Source organism: Caballeronia sp. GAFFF1 (assembly GCF_023630705.1).
Classification (GTDB): Bacteria; Pseudomonadota; Gammaproteobacteria; order Burkholderiales; family Burkholderiaceae; genus Caballeronia.
The window spans coordinates 260,931-278,839 of the sequence record NZ_JALQEM010000018.1 but is presented as its reverse complement, the minus strand read 5'-3'; the positions used below and the strand labels follow the sequence as shown (position 1 = coordinate 278,839).

The window sequence follows — 17,909 nt, the reverse complement described above, 5'->3', positions numbered from 1 at the left end:
CCCTTAACCCCGTACGGCTTCGCGCATCGTCGGCCCTTTACGGCCTTTCGCGCAAAAGCTGTGCAAATATTGATTTTTATGTCCGACCTGCAAACCTCCACCCCGAATAACGAATCTTTCGCGGCTCTGTTCGAAGAGTCGCTGACCAAGCAGGACATGCGCGCCGGCGAAGTGATCTCCGCCGAAGTCGTGCGTGTCGACCACAACTTCGTGGTCGTGAATGCTGGTCTGAAGTCCGAAGCCTATATTCCGCTCGAAGAGTTCCTGAACGACGCGGGTGAAGTGGAAGTGCAGGCGGGCGACTTCGTTTCCGTCGCGATCGACGCGCTGGAAAACGGCTATGGCGACACCATCCTGTCGCGCGACAAGGCGAAGCGTCTGGCTTCGTGGCTGTCGCTGGAAAAAGCGCTGGACAACAACGAACTCGTCACCGGCACCATCACCGGCAAGGTGAAGGGCGGCATGACCGTGATGGTCAACGGCATCCGCGCGTTCCTGCCGGGTTCGCTCGTGGACACGCGTCCGGTCAAGGACACGACCCCGTACGAAGGCAAGACGCTCGAATTCCGCGTCATCAAGCTCGACCGCAAGCGCAACAACGTCGTGCTGTCGCGCCGCGCCGTGATCGAAGCCACTCAGGGCGAAGAGCGCGCAAAGCTGCTCGAAACGCTGAAGGAAGGCGCGATCGTGGAAGGCGTGGTCAAGAACATCACCGACTACGGCGCGTTCGTGGACCTCGGCGGCATCGACGGCCTGCTGCACATCACCGACATCGCATGGCGTCGCGTGCGTCACCCGTCGGAAGTGCTGTCGGTTGGCCAGGAAGTCACCGCGAAGATCCTCAAGTTCGACCAAGAGAAGAACCGCGTTTCGCTCGGCATCAAGCAACTGGGCGACGATCCGTGGGAAGGCATCTCGCGCCGTTACCCGTCGGGCACGCGTCTGTTCGGTAAGGTCACGAACATCACCGACTACGGCGCATTCGTCGAAGTCGAATCGGGCATCGAAGGCCTGGTTCACGTGTCGGAGATGGACTGGACGAACAAGAACGTTGCACCGTCGAAGGTCGTGCAACTGGGCGATGAAGTCGAAGTCATGGTTCTCGAAATCGACGAAGACCGCCGCCGTATCAGCCTCGGCATGAAGCAGTGCAAGCCGAATCCGTGGGACGACTTCAGCCGCAACTTCAAGAAGGGCGACAAGCTGCAAGGCGCAATCAAGTCGATCACCGATTTCGGCGTCTTCATCGGCCTGCCGGGCGGCATCGACGGTCTCGTTCACCTGTCGGACCTGTCCTGGTCCGAAACGGGCGAAGAAGCGGTTCGCAAGTACAAGAAGGGCGACGAAGTCGAAGCCGTGGTTCTGGGCATCGACGTCGAGAAGGAGCGCATCTCGCTCGGCATCAAGCAGCTCGAAGGCGATCCGTTCAGCAACTTCGTCGCGATCAACGACAAGGGCGCAATCGTGGACGGCGTCGTGAAGTCGGTCGATCCGAAGGGTGCGGTTGTCACGCTGTCGGGCGAAGTCGAAGGCTATCTGCGCGCTTCGGAAATCGCACAAGACCGCGTGGAAGATGCGCGCAACGTGCTGAAGGAAGGCGACAAGGTCAACGCGATGATCATCAACATCGATCGCAAGTCGCGCGGCATCAACCTGTCGATCAAGGCGAAGGATTCGGCCGAGCAGCAGGAAGCCATGCGCGGCCTGCAAGCTTCGGACTCGAACGCCGCCGCTACCGGCACGACCAACCTCGGCGCGCTGCTGAAGGCCAAGCTCGACGGCCAGAACAGCTAAGCCTTAACGGTACTGCTGCAGTATGACCAAATCGGAATTGGTCGCCCAGTTGGCCTCGCGATTTCCGCAACTTGTCCTCAAGGATGCGGATTTCGCGGTCAAGACGATGCTCGATGCGATGTCGGAGGCCCTTGCCAACGGTCATCGTATCGAGATTCGCGGCTTCGGCAGCTTCGGGCTCAACCGTCGTCCGTCGCGCGTCGGGCGCAATCCCAAGTCGGGTGAAAAAGTGCTGGTGCCGGAGAAATTCGTGCCGCACTTCAAGCCGGGCAAGGAATTGCGTGAACGCGTCGATGGCCGCGCAGGCGAGCCGCTGAAGGCGTCGAATGACGACGATGCGGACGATCTCTGATCGGCGCGCATCGCTAGGAATCATTGCGTGCGCGTGCGCGCAGGTGATCCGCCGCGACGTCCGGCCATGAGGCAATCGACCAGAAAAGCACCCCATGTGGGTGCTTTTTTTTCGCCCCGACGCGCCGCACGCCGCGCCTCGCGTTCGGTAACGCACATAGCTCGGCCATTTCGTCGGAGGCTTGGGCCGCGCCGGTGCTTCGAAGCAAACGCATCCATTACAATACCGGTCACTTTGACTCGGGTAATCACGTAGGCCGAACGGCGAAGCGACGGCCGCGAGATGCACCGCCATTGCGAGACGTTCATGAAATTCATAGTCTGGCTGATCCGCGTTCTGGTCTTCGTGTTGTTGCTCGTGCTGGCGCTGGCCAACACGCAGCAGGCGACGCTGAATTTCCTCGCAGGCTACGCCTGGCAGGCGCCGCTGATCCTGATCGGCCTGGCGTTCTTCGTGGTGGGGCTGCTCGCCGGGCTCGTTTCGGCGGTGCCGGCGATGCTGCGCTTGCGGCTCGAAAACGGGCGTCTGAAGCGCGACGTGCGCGCCGCGCGGGAAACGCCGCTGGTCAAAGAAGAACCGCCGATGCCGCCGCTCATCTGATACGCGCATCGTCCGGGCGGCGGCGCTTGCGCTCCATCCGCCCGAAGCAGACACCTAACCGACTCACCGAACATTCGCATGGATCTAGACTTCTGGTGGCTGCTCGTCATCCCGGTCGCTTTCGCGCTAGGCTGGATGGCATCCCGCTACGACCTGAAAACGCTGTTATCCGAGAATGCGAACCTGCCGCGCTCGTACTTCCGCGGCCTGAACTTCCTGCTCAACGAGCAACACGACAAAGCGATCGACGCGTTCATCGAAGTCGCCAAGCTGGACCCTGAAACCATCGAACTGCACTTTGCGCTCGGCAATCTGTTTCGGCGGCGCGGCGAGACCGATCGCGCGATTCGCGTGCATCAGAACCTGTTGAGCCGCGCGGACCTGCCGGTTGCCGAACGCGATCACGCGCTGTACGAACTGGGGCAGGACTTTCTGAAAGCGGGCCTGCTGGATCGCGCGGAGGAGACGTTCCGCTCGCTGGAAGCCGGCGAATATTCGCTCGGGGCGCAACGCGCGCTGCTCACCATTTACGAGATCGAAAAGGACTGGCCGAAGTCCATTACCACGGCCGAGCGCATCGAGAAGATGGGCGCGCCGTCGCTGCATATGGAAATCGCGCATTTCCACTGCGAACTCGCGCAGGAAGCGTTGCAGCGCAAGAATCTGGACGATGCGCGCGCCGAACTGAAGCTCGCGCTGGCCTCGAATCCGGACAACGTCCGCGCCACGATTCTCTCGGGCGACGCCGAAGCCGCCGCCGGAAACATCGAAGCCGCGATTGCCGTCTGGAAGCGCGTCGAAGCGCAGAACGAGGCGTATCTGCCGCTCGTCGCGGAGAAGCTGATGAAGGCGTACGCCGCGCTCGGGCGCAAGGAAGCGGGCGTCGACTTGCTGATCGACTACGCGACGCGCTATCCGTCGAACGATTTGCTGGATGTCGCCTACAAGCATGTCCAGGAACTGCGCGGTCTCGATGCGGCGCACGCGCTCGTGCGCAGGCAAATGGAGATCGCTCCGAATCTCGCGGGCATGACGCGCCTGCTCGAAGCGCAGGAAGCGACCGCCGAGGAGCCGCGCCGGGGCGAACTGCAGCTCATGCGCACGCTCGTCAAGCAACGCACCAAGAATTTACCCCGCTATACGTGTCAGACTTGTGGTTTCCGCGCGCGTCTATTCTATTGGCAGTGCCCCGGCTGCAGCGGCTGGGAGACTTACGCGCCACGACGCGTCGAACCGATCACGAGTTCGGCCTGAGTTCGCACACCATCGCGAGCGCGCTGTTTTCGCGCTCATCATCATCGCCGCTATCTTAGAAACCCACGGAGAGCTATGAAAGTTACCATCGTTGGTACGGGTTACGTCGGTCTTGTGACCGGTGCTTGCCTCGCTGAAATCGGCAATGACGTGTTTTGTGTCGACGTCGATCCGCGCAAGATCGAAATTCTCAACAGCGGCGGCGTGCCGATTCACGAGCCGGGCCTCCAGGAAATGCTCAAGCGCACGCGTGCAGCGGGGCGCATCCAGTTCTCCACCGACGTGAAGGCGAGCGTCGAGCACGGCGACATCCAGTTCATCGCGGTCGGCACGCCGCCCGACGAAGACGGCTCGGCCGACTTGCAGTACGTGCTCGCGGCCGCGCGCAACATCGGACGCTATTCGAACGGCTTCAAGGTGATCGTCGACAAATCGACGGTGCCGGTCGGCACAGCGCTGCAAGTCAAGCGCGTCGTGGACGAAGAACTGAAGGCTCGCGGGGTCGACGACGGCTTCTCCGTCGTGTCGAATCCCGAGTTCCTCAAGGAAGGCGCCGCGGTCGACGACTTCATGCGGCCGGACCGCATCGTGATCGGCATCGACGACGATCAGGCCGGCAACCGCGCGCGCGAAATGATGAAGCGCCTCTACGCGCCGTTCAACCGCAATCACGAGCGCACGCTCTACATGGACGTGCGCTCCGCCGAGTTCACGAAGTACGCGGCCAACGCCATGCTCGCCACGCGCATCTCGTTCATGAACGATTTGTCGAATCTGGCGGATGCGGTCGGCGCGGACATCGAATCCGTGCGTCGCGGCATTGGCTCCGACCCGCGCATCGGCTATCACTTCCTGTATGCGGGCTGCGGCTACGGCGGCTCGTGCTTCCCGAAGGACGTGCAGGCGCTCGTGCAGACGGCGCGCGAAAACGGACATCGGCTGCAGATTCTCGAATCGGTCGAAGCGGTCAACAACGCGCAGAAGGAAGTGCTCGTCAACAAGATCGTCAAGCGCATGGGCGAGGATCTGCGCGGCCGCACGTTCGCCGTGTGGGGCCTCGCATTCAAGCCGAATACCGACGACATGCGCGAGGCGTCGAGCCGGCGTCTGATCGCGTCGCTGCTCGAACGCGGCGCGACCGTGCGGGCGTACGATCCTGTCGCGATGGCCGAAGCGCAGCGCGTGTTCGCGCTCGATCTCGACGGCCGCCGCGAGGACTTGGAGCGTCTGCACTTCGTGCAAACGCAGCAGGAAGCGTTGACGGGCGCGGACGCGCTCGTCATCGTGACCGAATGGAAGGAATTCAAGAGCCCGGACTTCGGGCACTTGAAGAGCGAGCTGAAGATGCCGGTTATCTTCGACGGCCGCAATTTGTATGAACCGGAAGCGATGGCCGAGCTCGGCATCGATTATTTTGCAATAGGACGTCCCCATGTCGAACTCGACGGCAATGGCAGCCGGCAATAGCCCGGCGAATATCCCAGTGGTGCCGCGCGCCCGCATTTCCGCGGCGCGCGTGCTGGTGGTCGGCGATGTCATGCTCGACCGCTACTGGTTCGGCGATGTGAACCGCATCTCGCCCGAGGCGCCCGTGCCGGTCGTGCACGTGCAGAAGAAGGAGGATCGCCTGGGCGGGGCGGCGAACGTCGCGCGCAACGCGGCGGCGCTCGGCGCGCAGGCGGGACTGCTGTGCGTCGTGGGGCATGACGAGCCGGGCGAGCGCATTGTCGAGTTGCTCGGCGAGAGCCGGGTCGCCGCGCATCTCGCGCGCGACCCGGAGTTGCTCACCACCATCAAACTGCGCGTGTTATCGCGCCAGCAGCAACTGCTGCGCGTCGACTTCGAGAACACGCCGAATCACGAAGTGCTGCGCGCGTGCCTCGAACGCTTCACCGAACTGCTGCCGCAGCACGACGTGATTTTGATGTCCGACTACGCGAAGGGCGGTCTCACGCACGTCACCAAGATGATCGCGGATGCGCGCGAGGCCGGCAAACCCGTGCTCGTCGACCCGAAAGGCGACGACTGGGAGCGTTATCGCGGCGCGACGCTCATTACGCCGAACCGCGCCGAGCTGCGCGAAGTGATCGGCCACTGGAAGTCCGAGGAAGACCTGCACGAGCGCGTGACGAAGCTGCGCGCGGATCTGGACCTCGGCGCGCTCTTGCTGACGCGCTCGGAAGAGGGCATGACGCTCTTCACGGAGAACCAGGTGCTGCACAATTCGGCGGAAGCGCGCGAAGTGTATGATGTGTCGGGCGCGGGCGACACCGTCATCGCAACGGTCGCGACGATGCTCGGCGCAGGCGTGCCGCTCGTCGATTCCATCGTGTACGCGAACCGCGCGGCCGGCATCGTCGTGGGCAAGCTCGGCACGGCGACCGTCGACTACAACGAACTCTTCGCCTGATCTCACATGACTTTCATCGTTTCCGGGGCGGCCGGCTTCATCGGCAGCAATATCGTCAAGGCGCTCAACGAGCGCGGCGAGCATCGCGTGATCGCGGTGGACAACCTCACGCGCGCGGACAAATTCAGGAATTTGGTCGATTGCGAGATCGACGATTACCTCGACAAGACCGAGTTCGTCGAGCGCTTCCGGCGTGGCGATTTCGGCAAGGTGCGCGCGGTGTTCCATGAAGGCGCCTGCTCCGACACGATGGAAACCGACGGCCGCTACATGATGGACAACAACTTCCGGTACAGCCGGGACGTGATGGACATCTGTCTCGCTCAGGGCGCGCAGTTTTTGTATGCGTCGTCGGCGGCCACGTACGGCGGGTCGAGCCGCTTCGTCGAGGAGCGCGAAGTCGAGAAGCCGCTCAACGTGTACGGCTACTCGAAGTTCCTCTTCGATCAGATCGTGCGTCAGGTCTTGCCGAAGGCAGGCAGCCAGATTGTCGGCTTTCGCTATTTCAACGTCTACGGGCCGCGCGAGACGCACAAAGGGCGCATGGCGTCGGTCGCGTTCCACAACTTCAACCAGTTCCGCGCGGAAGGCAAGGTCAAGCTCTTCGGCGAATACAACGGCTACGCGGCGGGCGAGCAGACGCGCGATTTCGTGTCCGTGGAAGACGTGGTGAAGGTCAATCTGCACTTTCTCGATCATCCGGAGAAGTCGGGCATTTTCAATCTCGGCACAGGGCGCGCGCAGCCGTTCAACGATATTGCCTCCACGGTGGTCAACTCGCTGCGCTCAATCGACGGCGAAGCGCCGCTGTCGCTCGCGGAACTCGTGCAGCGCGGGCTGATCGAGTACATTCCGTTCCCTGACGCACTGCGCGGCAAGTATCAGTGCTTCACGCAAGCGGATCAGACGCGCCTGCGCAAAGCGGGCTACGAAGCGCCGTTTCTCACGGTTCAGGAAGGCGTCGATCGCTACGTGCGTTGGCTATTCGGCCAGCTATAAACGCGTTCGAAGTCTCTCTACACTGGGTCTCGCGGTCGGCACTGTTCGCCGGCCGGTTCTTCTGGAGACTCAGTATGTTCAAGCAAGCCCTTTCGACCCTCGTTGCGCTCGCGCTCACCCTGTCCATCGGTTCGGCGCTCGCAGCGGTCGATGTCAACACCGCCAATACCGATGCCCTGCGCGGCATCAAGGGCATCGGTCCGGCGAAGGCGAAAGCCATTCTCGATGAACGCCAGGCGCACGGCCCCTTCAAGGATGCGGCCGATCTCAGCTCGCGCGTCAAAGGCATGGGCGGCAAGACGGTGCAACGGCTCACGGCCGAAGGCCTGACCATAGGCACGGCGTCGAAGACGGCGGCCACCGGCACGCCAACGGCCACCGGCACCAATGGCGTCAGCGCCACGCCCGTGCTGTCGTCGCAGGCGTCCAAGCCTGTGGTCGTCAAGAAGTAAGCGGTAAGGCGCGTGGCGCGGCTGGTCGGCCGCCCGCGCGCGCTGTAACGGGATTCTTCGCTCCTTCAGCCTTCGGACGTTTGGGCTCCCGCGGTTTGCCTCGCCGCGGGTTTTTTGCGTGACGAAAGCCGCGTGCTCGGCCGCTCGCGTAGCCATCCGCGCAGCAGGGGCGAGGCGCATGGCGGGAAGCGGTGGGCTACAATCAGTGGACTCCCATATCAATATTCCGGCGAACGCGCGCACAAGCATGCGCAGCCGTTCCGTGGAATTCGAATCCGGTCCGCTATGGCTTACATGACTATCGAAGACACGATCGGCAATACGCCGCTCGTGCAACTCGTCCGCGTCGTGGACGATGAAATCCGCAGCCGCAATAACGTCGTGCTCGGCAAGCTGGAAGGCAATAACCCGGCCGGCTCGGTGAAAGACCGCCCGGCGCTGTCGATGATCAGGAAAGCTGAAGAGCGCGGCCGCATCAAGCCGGGCGACACGCTGATCGAGGCGACGAGCGGCAATACCGGCATTGCGCTCGCGATGGCAGCGGCCGTGCGCGGTTACAAGATGGTGCTCATCATGCCGGAGGACCTGTCCATCGAGCGGCGTCAGAGCATGGGCGCGTACGGCGCGCAGATCATTCTCACGCCGGTCACCGGCGGCATGGAGTACGCGCGCGATCTCGCCGATCAGATGCAGCGCGACGGCCGCGGCATCATCCTGGATCAGTTCGCGAATCCGGACAATCCGCTCGCGCACTACGAAACCACCGGTCCCGAACTGTGGCGGCAGACCGAGGGACGCATCACGCATTTCGTCTCGTCGATGGGCACGACCGGCACCATCATGGGCGTGTCGCAGTATCTGAAGGAGAAGAACGAGAAGATCGAGATCATCGGCGCGCAGCCGGAAGAAGGCTCGCGCATTCCGGGTATCCGCAAATGGCCGGAAGCCTATATGCCGAAGATCTTCGATCGCAGCCGCGTGGACCGCGTGGAGAACGTGAGTCAGGCGGCATCCGAGGCGATGGCGCGACGGCTCGCCTCGGTGGAAGGCATCTTCGCCGGCATTTCGTCGGGCGGCGCGTGCGAAGTGGCGCTGCGCGTCGCGCGTCAGCTGGAGAACGCGACTATTGTGTTCATCGTCTGCGACCGCGGCGACCGTTATCTGTCGACGGGCGTCTTTCCCGCCTGAGCGCTCATTAATCGCGGTCCGCTTCGCACGGCGGACCGCCGATCAGAAGCGAGCTTACTGCGACGCGTCGCCCGCCGCCATGCGTGCCTTGACGGCCTCGCCCAGCTGATACACGGCGAGCGCGTAGAAGAAGCTGCGGTTGTAGCGCGTCAGCACATAGAAGTTCTTGAGACCGAGCGTGTATTCGGTTGCGCGGCCCGGCGTCGGCAAGTCGACGACGGTCAGCGGCGTGGCCGCCTCCGCGCCCAGGTTCAGGCCCGGTTCGGTCAGCAGCATGCCGGCTTTCGTTAACTGCGCGAGCGACCAGTGCGGCTCGGGCTGCCCGTCGGCCGCGGCTTGCGCGATGCCCTGGCTGCCTTCATCGCCCGCAATGCGCCACACGACCGGACGACCCGGCTCCCAGCCGTTCTGCTTCAGATAATTCGCGACACTGCCGATGGCATCCGCCGGGCTCGTGCGCAAGTCGATGCGCCCGTTGCCGTCGAAGTCCACCGCGTACTGCACGATGCTGCTCGGCAGAAACTGCGGGATGCCGATGGCGCCGGTGTACGAGCCGAGCACGGTCGTCGGATCGATTTGCGAATCGCGCGTCCAGACGAGCAGGTCTTCGAGATTCTTGCGAAACGTTGCCTGACGTTCGGCGCGGTTCGGCGTGTTCGGGTAATCGAACGTGAGCGTAGTCAGCGCGTCGAGCGCGCGGAAATTGCCCATGTACTTGCCGTAGATGGTCTCGACACCGATGATCCCGACGATCACTTCCGGCGGCACGCCGAACTGCGCGGACGCGCGCTGCAACGTGGCCTGATTTGCGCGCCAGAACTTCACGCCCGCGTTGATGCGGATCGGCTCGATGAAACGCGACTGGTACGCGCGCCAGTTCTTGAGCGAAGGCGTGGGCGAAGGCAGCACCAGCTTCACCGCCGTCGCGGAATAGCTCACGCGATTGAAGAGGTCGTGCAGCGTGGCGGGATCGAAGTCGTAGCGCGCGACCATGTCGTTGATGAACGCGTCGACATTCGGGTTGTTCGCGTACCGCTGCGGCACGATCTCTTCTTCGAACACTTGCCCTTGCGGCGTCGCGCTCTGCGGCTGCTGCGACTGCGCAAGGGCACTGTTGCCGGACGCGACGCCGATTGCGCACAGCAAGGAAGCGATGAACGCGCGCGTCAGCGGCTTGAGAGAGGAATCGAGCGAGGCAAGCTGAAAAGTCATAGTGTGCTTGGTGAGCGATTGAGGGCGATGCCGGATGTTCTGCCGTCGCGTGCAGCTTCGTGCAACGATTCTTGACCGAGCGCATTGGCCTGCAACGTGCCGTCGGCGCTGGCTGCCGGGGCGTCGGGGCAGTATAACCGACGCCCTGCGCGCGCAATGCCGATGCGGCTCGGCAAGACCCGGCGTGACGGCCGTATCGAACGGTGTGGTAACTTAACGTCAAATGCGCGGCACAGGATCGCGTATGACGAAAAAAGACGAGACGCGCCGACGACAGCGGCACTGCGAGACATCATGGCCACCGGCTTCTACACCCACCCCGACTGCCTGCAGCACGATAACGGCCAATGGCATCCCGAATGCCCCGCGCGCCTTCAGGCAATCGAAGATCAACTGATCGCGAGCCGTATCGACGCCCTGATCGAGCGCGAAGACGCGCCGCTCGCCGAGGAAGCCGATCTCGCGCGCGTGCACACGCAGGCGCACATCGACTACATCAAGAGCCGCACGCCGGAGCAGGGCCGCAGCGAACTGGACCCGGACACGTCGATGTGTCCGCAGTCGTATCGCGCGGCGTTGCGCGCGGCGGGCGCGGCCATCGCGGCGACCGATGCCGTTATCGAAGGCCGTTACGACAACGCCTTTTGCAGCGTGCGTCCGCCGGGCCATCACGCGGAGCCCGCGCGCGCGATGGGCTTCTGTCTCTTCAACAACGTCGCGATCGCCGCGCGTCATGCGCTGGAAGTGCACGGGCTGCAACGCGTCGCGGTCATCGACTTCGACGTGCATCACGGCAACGGCACCGAAGCCGCCTTCACCGGCGACTCGCGCGTGCTGATGTGCAGCTTCTTCCAGCATCCGTTCTATCCGTTCAGCGGCGCGGACAGCCACGCGCCCAACATGGTGAACGTGCCGCTGCCCGCGCGCACGAAGGGCATGGCGGTGCGCGAAGTGATCGACATGATGTGGCTGCCGCGCCTCGAGGAATTCAAGCCGCAGATGCTGTTCATCTCCGCCGGCTTCGACGCGCACCGCGAGGACGACCTCGGCAACATGGGACTCGTCGAAGACGATTACGCGTGGATCACCGAGCAGATTCGCGCGGTCGCCGAGCGGCATGCGGAAGGGCGCATCGTCAGTTGTCTCGAAGGCGGATACAACCTGTCGGCGCTCGGGCGCAGCGTCGTCGCGCATGTGCGGGCATTGGCGCAGATCTAGCGAAAGCGGCCAAATAGGCCAGCGTAATTAGCCGATCCGAAATCGTTATTAAGCGGAAAGATCAGCGTCCTGTAAAATCGCGCTTCTCAAAAAGCGGCAGTTCAACAAGCGGCGGCCGGCTGCGCGGGTGCTTTCACCTGGCGAAGCCTTCCGCCGTTTGCATTTTCCAGACCGGCGCATGATCGAAATACGTAACCTCTCGCAGCGTTTCGCGGGACCCCGAGGCTGGGTCGAAGCGCTGCACAACGTCAATATGACGATTCCGGCCGGCGAAGTGTTCGGCATCATCGGGCGCAGCGGGGCGGGCAAGAGCACGCTGGTGCGCACGCTCAATCTGCTGACGCGGCCGAGCGAAGGCAACGTGATTGTCGATGGACGCGATCTCACGACGCTGCGCCCGGACGACTTGCGCGCGGCGCGCCGCGACATCGGCATGATCTTTCAGCACTTCAACCTGCTGTCGTCGCGCACGGTGTACGGGAACGTCGCGCTGCCGCTCGAACTCGCGGGCAAGAAGCGCGCGGAAATCGAAGCGGCGGTGCTGCCGCTGCTCGATCTCGTCGGCCTTACCACGCACAAGGACAAGTATCCGGCGCAGATCAGCGGCGGGCAGAAGCAGCGCGTGGGTATCGCGCGGGCGCTCGCGAGCAATCCGAAAGTGCTGCTCTCCGACGAAGCCACGTCCGCGCTCGATCCCGAAACCACGCGCGCGATTCTCGACCTGCTGCGCAAGATCAATCGCGAGCTCGGGCTCACCATCGTGCTCATCACGCATCAGATGGAAGTCATCAAGCAGGTCTGCGACCGCGTGGCCGTGCTGGATGCCGGGCGCGTGGTCGAGGAAGGCAAGGTCGTCGATGTCTTCTTGCAGCCGCATCACGAAGTCACGCGCGCGCTCATTGGCGATGTCATCGCGCACGAGCTGCCGCCCGCGCTGAAGGCGCGCGTCGCCGAGCGGCTCAAGAGTGGCAGCGGCCATTTGCTGCGGCTCGCGTTCACGGGCTCGGGCGTCGACCAGCCGATTCTCTCCGAGACGATTCGCCGCTACGAGCTCGACTTCAACATCCTGCACGGCCAGATCGACGAGATTCAAGGTCAGGCGTTCGGATCGCTCGCCGTGCTGGCGGGCGGTCAGCCGGTCAAGGTCGCGGAGGCGATCGCTTATTTGCGCACGCAAGGCGTGGTGGTGGAGGAGTTGTCCCATGTTGAGTGAAATGTTCGACATGTTCGTGCAGTCGTTCTGGGAAACGCTGATCATGGTCGGCATCTCGGGACTCGTCGGCGCGGCGGTGGGCCTGCCGCTCGGCGTGCTGCTCTATCTAACCGACCGCGACGGCGTGCTGCGAAACATGGCGGTGAATCGCGTGCTCGGCGGCATCGTCAATGCGGTGCGCTCGACGCCGTTCATCATCCTGCTCGTCGCGGTCATTCCGTTCACGCGGCTTATCGTCGGGTCGTCCATCGGCACGGCGGCGGCGGTCGTGCCGCTCACCATCGCAGCGGCACCGTTCATCGCGCGGCTCGTCGAAACGGCGCTGCGCGAAGTGGATCGCGGTCTCATCGAAGCGGCGCAGGCCATGGGCGCGACCACGAGCCAGATCGTCTTCAAGGTGCTGCTGCCCGAGTCGCTGCCGGGCGTCGTCGCGGGACTGACCATCACGTTCGTCTCGCTGGTCGGCTATTCGGCGATGGCGGGCGCGATCGGCGGCGGCGGCCTCGGCGATCTCGGCATCCGCTACGGTTATCAGCGCTTCCTGCCGGAAGTGATGCTGGCGGTCGTCGTCATTCTCATCGTGTTCGTGCAGCTCGTGCAGTCGTTCGGCGACTGGCTCGTGCGCCGTCTGAGCCACAAATAATTCCATCGAAAAGAAGGTCAGCACATGCAACGTCGATTCATCCTGAAGTTCGCCGCGGCGCTCGGCGCGGCATCGCTCATTAGTACGCTCGCGCACGCGGACGACAACGCCATCAAGGTCGGCGTCACGGGCGGCCCGCACGCGCAAGTCATGGAAGTCGTGAAGCAGGTCGCCGCGAAAAACGGGCTGAAGATCACGGTCGTCGAGTTCTCGGACTATGTCCAGCCGAACGCGGCGCTTGCGGCGGGCGATCTCGACGCCAACAGCTACCAGCATCAGCCGTATCTGGACGCGCAGGTGAAAGACCGCGGCTACAAGCTCATCAAGGTGGCCGATACGGTCACGTTTCCGATGGGCATCTATTCGAAGAAGCTGAAGTCGTTGAGCGAACTCGGCAATGGCGCGCGCATCGCCGTGCCGAACGATCCCACCAACGGTGGCCGCGCGTTACTGCTGCTGCAAAAGCAAGGCTTGCTGAAGCTGCGCGCGGATGCGGGCCTCAAGGCGACGCCTCTCGATATCGTCGACAATCCGAAGAAGCTGAAGATCGTCGAACTGGACGCCGCGCAGATTCCGCGCTCGCTCGCCGATGTCGATGCCGCCGCCATCAACACGAATTTCGCGATGGAAGCGGGCCTGAAGCCGAAGTCCGACGCCATCGCCATCGAAGATCCGCACGGCCCGTACGCGAACATTATCGCCATCCGCGCCGCCGACAAGGACAAGCCGTGGGTCGGCAAGCTCGTGGCCGCCTATCATTCGCCGGAAGTGAAGCAGTTCATCGAAGGCAAGTACGCCGGCGCGGTTATCGCGGCGTGGTGAAGTTTCGCAGCGCCTCCGGGTTTTTTGGGATAGAAACCGAACGACCGTTCTTTTAAAGTAGCCTCAAATGTATTGCACGCTGACCCGGCTCGCTCGTCGATGGCCGAAGCGCAAACGCGCCGCTCGTATAATGAGGCTGGGTTGACGTAATCGTAACTTTGGAGCGTGTGGATGAAAATTCTGGTGCCAGTCAAGCGCGTGGTCGACTACAACGTGAAGGTCCGCGTGAAATCGGACAACACGGGCGTCGAACTCGCCAACGTGAAGATGTCGATGAACCCGTTCGACGAAATCGCCGTGGAAGAGGCGGTGCGTCTGAAGGAAGCGGGCGTCGCAACGGAAATGATCGCGGTGTCGTGCGGCGTGACGCAATGTCAGGAAACGCTGCGCACGGCGTTGGCCATCGGCGCGGATCGGGCGATTCTGGTGGAATCGGCCGAGGACCTGCAGCCGCTCGCGGTCGCCAAGCTGCTCAAGGCGCTGGTCGATCAGGAAAAGCCGGAACTCGTGATTCTGGGCAAGCAGGCGATTGACGACGATTCGAACCAGACCGGTCAGATGCTCGCCGCTTTGGCGGGCCTGCCGCAGGCGACGTTTGCATCGAAAGTGGTGATCGCCGATGGCCGCGCGACTGTCTCGCGCGAAGTGGATGGGGGCGCGGAAACGCTGTCGCTCAAGCTCCCCGCTGTCGTCACGACGGACCTGCGCCTGAACGAGCCGCGCTATGTGACGCTGCCCAACATCATGAAGGCGAAGAAAAAGCCGCTGACGACGGTCACGCCCGCCGATCTCGGCGTCGATGTCGCGCCGCGTCTTAAGACGCTGAAGGTCACCGAGCCGCCGAAGCGTAGCGCCGGCGTGACGGTGCCGGACGTCAAGACGCTGGTCGAGAAACTGAAAACCGAAGCGAAGGTGATCTAACGTGACGACTCTCGTAATCGCAGAACACGACAACGCGTCGATCAAGGCGGCGACGTTGAACACGGTCGCAGCAGCGGCCAAGCTGGGCGGCGACGTTCACATTCTCGTCGCGGGTTCGAACGCGCAGGGCGCGGCGGAGCAGGCGGCCAAGATTGCAGGCGTTTCGAAGGTGCTGCTGGCCGATGCGCCGCAACTCGCGGAAGGGCTTGCCGAGAACGTCGAAGGCACGGTGCTGAACATCGCGAAGGATTATTCGCATATCGTCGCGCCGGCGACGGCTTACGGCAAGAACATCGCGCCGCGTATCGCCGCGCACCTGGATGTTGCGCAGATCAGCGAAATTACCGCTGTCGTGAGCGCCGATACCTTCGAGCGCCCGATCTACGCGGGCAACGCGATCGCGACGGTGCAATCGGCTGATGCGATCAAGATCATCACCGTGCGCGCGACGGGCTTCGATCCGGTGGCGGCTGAAGGTGGCAGCGCATCGGTCGAGAAGATCGAAGCAGCGGCGGATGCGGGCGTCTCGCAGTTCGTGAACCGCGAAGTCACGAAGCTCGATCGCCCCGAGTTGACGAGCGCAAACATCATCGTTTCGGGCGGGCGCGGTCTCGGCAGTGGCGAAAATTACACGCAAGTGCTCGAACCGCTCGCCGACAAGCTGGGCGCGGCGCTGGGCGCATCGCGCGCGGCGGTCGATGCGGGCTACGTGCCGAACGACTATCAAGTGGGCCAGACCGGCAAGATCGTCGCGCCGCAGTTGTACGTGGCCGTCGGTATCTCCGGCGCAATTCAGCATCTGGCCGGCATGAAGGACAGCAAGGTGATCGTCGCGATCAACAAGGACGCCGAAGCGCCGATCTTCAGCGTGGCGGATTACGGCCTCGTCGGCGATCTGTTCTCGATGGTGCCGGAACTGGTGAAAGAACTCGGCTGATCGCGTGCGTCGCGAGCGGCGCCTGCAATAGAAAAACAAAGGGCGCGACAACCGTTGCGCCCTTTTTGCATCCGGAAACGGAAGAGGAGACAAACGATGAGCTACCGCGCTCCCGTGAAGGACATGCTGTTCGTCATGAAGGAACTGGCCGATATCGACAGCATCGCGGCGCTGCCGGGCTATGAGGACGGCAACTTCGACACCGCGCAGGCTGTCGTCGAAGAAGCCGCGCGCTTCTGCGGCGAAGTGCTTGCGCCGCTGAACGTCACGGGCGACCGCCAACCCAGCACGTGGGCGAGCGGCCAGGTGACGACGACGCCCGGCTTCAAGGACGCGTTTCGCCAGTTCGCGGAGGGCGGGTGGCAAGGCATCGTGCATCCGGCAGAGTTCGGCGGACAGAACTTGCCGAAGCTCATCGCGACCGCCTGCATCGAAATGCTCAACTCGGCTAATCTCTCGTTCGCGCTCTGTCCGCTGCTGACGGACGGCGCAATCGAAGCGTTGCTGACTGCCGGCAGCGAAGAGCAGAAGGCGCGCTATCTGCCGAAGTTCATCTCCGGCGAATGGACCGGCACGATGAACCTGACCGAGCCGCAAGCCGGCTCGGATCTCGCGCTGGTGCGCACGCGCGCCGAGCCGCAGGGCGACGGCACGTACAAGCTCTTCGGCACGAAAATCTTCATCACGTACGGCGAGCACGACATGACGGAGAACATTGTGCATCTGGTGCTCGCGCGCACGCCGGATGCGCCGGAGGGCGTGAAGGGCATCTCGCTCTTTATCGTGCCGAAGTTTCTCGTCAACGACGACGGCTCGCTCGGCGCGCGCAACGACGTGCAGTGCGTGTCCATCGAGCACAAGCTCGGCATCAAGGCGAGCCCGACCGCCGTGCTGCAATACGGCGACCACGGCGGCGCGGTCGGCTATTTGATCGGCGAGGAGAATCGCGGGCTGGAATACATGTTCATCATGATGAACGCCGCGCGTTTCGCGGTCGGCATGCAGGGCGTTGCGGTGTCGGAGCGGGCGTATCAACAGGCCGTCGCGTACGCGAAGGAACGCGTCCAAAGCCGCCCGGTGGATGGCAGCGCGAAAGCCGCGGTGCCGATCATTCAGCATCCGGACGTGCGCCGCATGCTCTCCACCATGCGCGCCTATACGGAAGGCGCACGAACGCTCGCGTATGTCGCCGCCGCGCATAGCGACCTGGCGCACGCGCACCCCGAGGAATCGGTGCGCAAGCGGCATCAGGCGGTCTATGAATTCCTCGTGCCGATCGTCAAGGGCTTTAGCACCGAGATCTCGGTGGATGTCGCGAGCCTCGGCGTGCAGGTGCATGGCGGCATGGGTTTCATCGAGGAAACCGGCGCCGCGCAGCATTATCGCGATGCCCGCATCCTGCCGATCTACGAAGGCACGACCGCGATTCAGGCCAACGATCTGATCGGGCGCAAGACCGTGCGCGATGGCGGCGCGACCGCGCGGGCGCTGCTCGCCCATATCGACCAGACCATCGCGGCGCTCGCCGAAATCGACGGCCAGGCGTTCAAGTCGATGCATCGTCATTTGAGCGCGGGCAGCCTGTCGCTTGCGCGCGTCATCGAGTTCGTCGTCGCGCGGTTCAAGAGCGATCCGAACGCGGTGTTCGCGGGCAGCGTGCCGTATCTGAAGCTCGCGGGCATCGTGCTCTCCGGCTGGCAAATGGCCCGCGCGATGCTCGTCGCGCAAGCGAAAAGCGCCGAGGACGAGCCGTTCTACTCGGCGAAGATCGCGACCGCCGAGTTCTTCGCGGAACACATCCTGTCGCACGCGCCCGGCTTCGAGGCGGCAATCGTGAGCGCCAACGGGCACGAAGGCGTGCTCGCGTTGAGCGAAGATCAGTTCTGAAAACGAC

General features: G+C 63.4%; 17 protein-coding genes. 16 read left to right on the top strand and 1 reads right to left on the bottom strand.

Annotated elements, in window-relative coordinates:
* Positions 1-60 precede the first annotated feature (60 nt).
* The 9 genes from rpsA to cysM all read left to right on the top strand — a co-directional run bounded on the left by rpsA (position 61) and on the right by cysM (position 9,049).
* Positions 61-1,794, top strand: a complete 1,734-nt coding sequence (gene rpsA / locus NCR37_RS09695; protein WP_175944619.1) for a 30S ribosomal protein S1 — start codon at positions 61-63, stop codon at positions 1,792-1,794.
* 22 nt (positions 1,795-1,816) lie between these two features.
* Positions 1,817-2,146, top strand: coding sequence for an integration host factor subunit beta (locus NCR37_RS09690; protein WP_008342376.1), 330 nt, complete (start codon positions 1,817-1,819; stop codon positions 2,144-2,146).
* 306 nt (positions 2,147-2,452) lie between these two features.
* On the top strand, positions 2,453-2,746 hold the full coding sequence (locus NCR37_RS09685; protein ID WP_250472794.1) for a LapA family protein: 294 nt from the start codon (positions 2,453-2,455) through the stop codon (positions 2,744-2,746).
* 78 nt (positions 2,747-2,824) lie between these two features.
* On the top strand, positions 2,825-4,000 hold the full coding sequence (lapB, locus tag NCR37_RS09680; protein ID WP_250472793.1) for a lipopolysaccharide assembly protein LapB: 1,176 nt from the start codon (positions 2,825-2,827) through the stop codon (positions 3,998-4,000).
* Between the two features lie 75 nt (positions 4,001-4,075).
* On the top strand, positions 4,076-5,467 hold the full coding sequence (locus tag NCR37_RS09675; RefSeq protein ID WP_250472792.1) for a UDP-glucose dehydrogenase family protein: 1,392 nt from the start codon (positions 4,076-4,078) through the stop codon (positions 5,465-5,467).
* Complete coding sequence (rfaE1, locus tag NCR37_RS09670) at positions 5,433-6,410, top strand: D-glycero-beta-D-manno-heptose-7-phosphate kinase (RefSeq protein WP_244140210.1); 978 nt, start codon at positions 5,433-5,435, stop codon at positions 6,408-6,410. Before NCR37_RS09675 ends, rfaE1 begins: the two co-directional genes overlap by 35 nt.
* Positions 6,411-6,416: 6 nt before the next feature.
* Positions 6,417-7,409, top strand: coding sequence for an ADP-glyceromanno-heptose 6-epimerase (rfaD, locus tag NCR37_RS09665; RefSeq protein ID WP_250472791.1), 993 nt, complete (start codon positions 6,417-6,419; stop codon positions 7,407-7,409).
* Between the two features lie 74 nt (positions 7,410-7,483).
* Positions 7,484-7,861 carry a ComEA family DNA-binding protein gene (locus NCR37_RS09660; protein ID WP_250472790.1) on the top strand — a complete coding sequence of 126 codons (378 nt, stop codon included), beginning with the start codon at positions 7,484-7,486 and terminating at the stop codon, positions 7,859-7,861.
* Positions 7,862-8,146: 285 nt separating this feature from the next.
* Positions 8,147-9,049 carry a cysteine synthase CysM gene (gene cysM, locus NCR37_RS09655; protein ID WP_250472789.1) on the top strand — a complete coding sequence of 301 codons (903 nt, stop codon included), beginning with the start codon at positions 8,147-8,149 and terminating at the stop codon, positions 9,047-9,049.
* 54 nt (positions 9,050-9,103) lie between these two features.
* On the opposite strand, the gene mltB is transcribed toward cysM, so the two are convergent.
* A complete protein-coding gene (gene mltB / locus NCR37_RS09650; protein WP_250472788.1) occupies positions 9,104-10,261 on the bottom strand; it encodes a lytic murein transglycosylase B in 1,158 nt (385 codons plus the stop codon).
* A gap of 294 nt (positions 10,262-10,555) precedes the next feature.
* On the opposite strand from mltB, the gene NCR37_RS09645 reads away from it, so the two are divergent.
* From NCR37_RS09645 to NCR37_RS09615, 7 genes are all read left to right on the top strand, one after another.
* Positions 10,556-11,479 carry a histone deacetylase family protein gene (locus NCR37_RS09645; RefSeq protein WP_250472787.1) on the top strand — a complete coding sequence of 308 codons (924 nt, stop codon included), beginning with the start codon at positions 10,556-10,558 and terminating at the stop codon, positions 11,477-11,479.
* Between the two features lie 178 nt (positions 11,480-11,657).
* Positions 11,658-12,692: a methionine ABC transporter ATP-binding protein gene (locus tag NCR37_RS09640; RefSeq protein WP_250472786.1), complete on the top strand. Its 1,035-nt coding sequence runs from the start codon at positions 11,658-11,660 to the stop codon at positions 12,690-12,692.
* Complete coding sequence (locus tag NCR37_RS09635; RefSeq protein ID WP_175944601.1) at positions 12,682-13,335, top strand: methionine ABC transporter permease; 654 nt, start codon at positions 12,682-12,684, stop codon at positions 13,333-13,335. Before NCR37_RS09640 ends, NCR37_RS09635 begins: the two co-directional genes overlap by 11 nt.
* Positions 13,336-13,359: 24 nt before the next feature.
* On the top strand, positions 13,360-14,157 hold the full coding sequence (locus NCR37_RS09630; protein ID WP_250472785.1) for a MetQ/NlpA family ABC transporter substrate-binding protein: 798 nt from the start codon (positions 13,360-13,362) through the stop codon (positions 14,155-14,157).
* Between the two features lie 171 nt (positions 14,158-14,328).
* Positions 14,329-15,078 carry an electron transfer flavoprotein subunit beta/FixA family protein gene (locus NCR37_RS09625; RefSeq protein ID WP_250472784.1) on the top strand — a complete coding sequence of 250 codons (750 nt, stop codon included), beginning with the start codon at positions 14,329-14,331 and terminating at the stop codon, positions 15,076-15,078.
* 1 nt (position 15,079) lies between these two features.
* Positions 15,080-16,015, top strand: coding sequence for an electron transfer flavoprotein subunit alpha/FixB family protein (locus tag NCR37_RS09620; protein ID WP_250472783.1), 936 nt, complete (start codon positions 15,080-15,082; stop codon positions 16,013-16,015).
* A gap of 96 nt (positions 16,016-16,111) precedes the next feature.
* On the top strand, positions 16,112-17,902 hold the full coding sequence (locus NCR37_RS09615) for an acyl-CoA dehydrogenase (RefSeq protein ID WP_250472782.1): 1,791 nt from the start codon (positions 16,112-16,114) through the stop codon (positions 17,900-17,902).
* Positions 17,903-17,909: the final 7 nt, after the last annotated feature.

What these genes read in the sequence shown, in the direction of transcription:
- NCR37_RS09635 (WP_175944601.1), top strand. Translation starts at nt 12,682, where the DNA reads ATGTTGAGTGAAATGTTCGACATGTTCGTGCAGTCGTTCTGGGAAACG.
- rfaD (WP_250472791.1), top strand. Translation starts at nt 6,417, where the DNA reads ATGACTTTCATCGTTTCCGGGGCGGCCGGCTTCATCGGCAGCAATATC.
- NCR37_RS09690 (WP_008342376.1), top strand. Translation starts at nt 1,817, where the DNA reads ATGACCAAATCGGAATTGGTCGCCCAGTTGGCCTCGCGATTTCCGCAA.
- NCR37_RS09645 (WP_250472787.1), top strand. Translation starts at nt 10,556, where the DNA reads ATGGCCACCGGCTTCTACACCCACCCCGACTGCCTGCAGCACGATAAC.
- NCR37_RS09640 (WP_250472786.1), top strand. Translation starts at nt 11,658, where the DNA reads ATGATCGAAATACGTAACCTCTCGCAGCGTTTCGCGGGACCCCGAGGC.
- rfaE1 (WP_244140210.1), top strand. Translation starts at nt 5,433, where the DNA reads ATGTCGAACTCGACGGCAATGGCAGCCGGCAATAGCCCGGCGAATATC.
- NCR37_RS09660 (WP_250472790.1), top strand. Translation starts at nt 7,484, where the DNA reads ATGTTCAAGCAAGCCCTTTCGACCCTCGTTGCGCTCGCGCTCACCCTG.
- NCR37_RS09625 (WP_250472784.1), top strand. Translation starts at nt 14,329, where the DNA reads ATGAAAATTCTGGTGCCAGTCAAGCGCGTGGTCGACTACAACGTGAAG.
- NCR37_RS09615 (WP_250472782.1), top strand. Translation starts at nt 16,112, where the DNA reads ATGAGCTACCGCGCTCCCGTGAAGGACATGCTGTTCGTCATGAAGGAA.
- cysM (WP_250472789.1), top strand. Translation starts at nt 8,147, where the DNA reads ATGGCTTACATGACTATCGAAGACACGATCGGCAATACGCCGCTCGTG.
- NCR37_RS09675 (WP_250472792.1), top strand. Translation starts at nt 4,076, where the DNA reads ATGAAAGTTACCATCGTTGGTACGGGTTACGTCGGTCTTGTGACCGGT.
- NCR37_RS09685 (WP_250472794.1), top strand. Translation starts at nt 2,453, where the DNA reads ATGAAATTCATAGTCTGGCTGATCCGCGTTCTGGTCTTCGTGTTGTTG.
- NCR37_RS09630 (WP_250472785.1), top strand. Translation starts at nt 13,360, where the DNA reads ATGCAACGTCGATTCATCCTGAAGTTCGCCGCGGCGCTCGGCGCGGCA.
- lapB (WP_250472793.1), top strand. Translation starts at nt 2,825, where the DNA reads ATGGATCTAGACTTCTGGTGGCTGCTCGTCATCCCGGTCGCTTTCGCG.
- mltB (WP_250472788.1), bottom strand. Translation starts at nt 10,261, where the DNA reads ATGACTTTTCAGCTTGCCTCGCTCGATTCCTCTCTCAAGCCGCTGACG.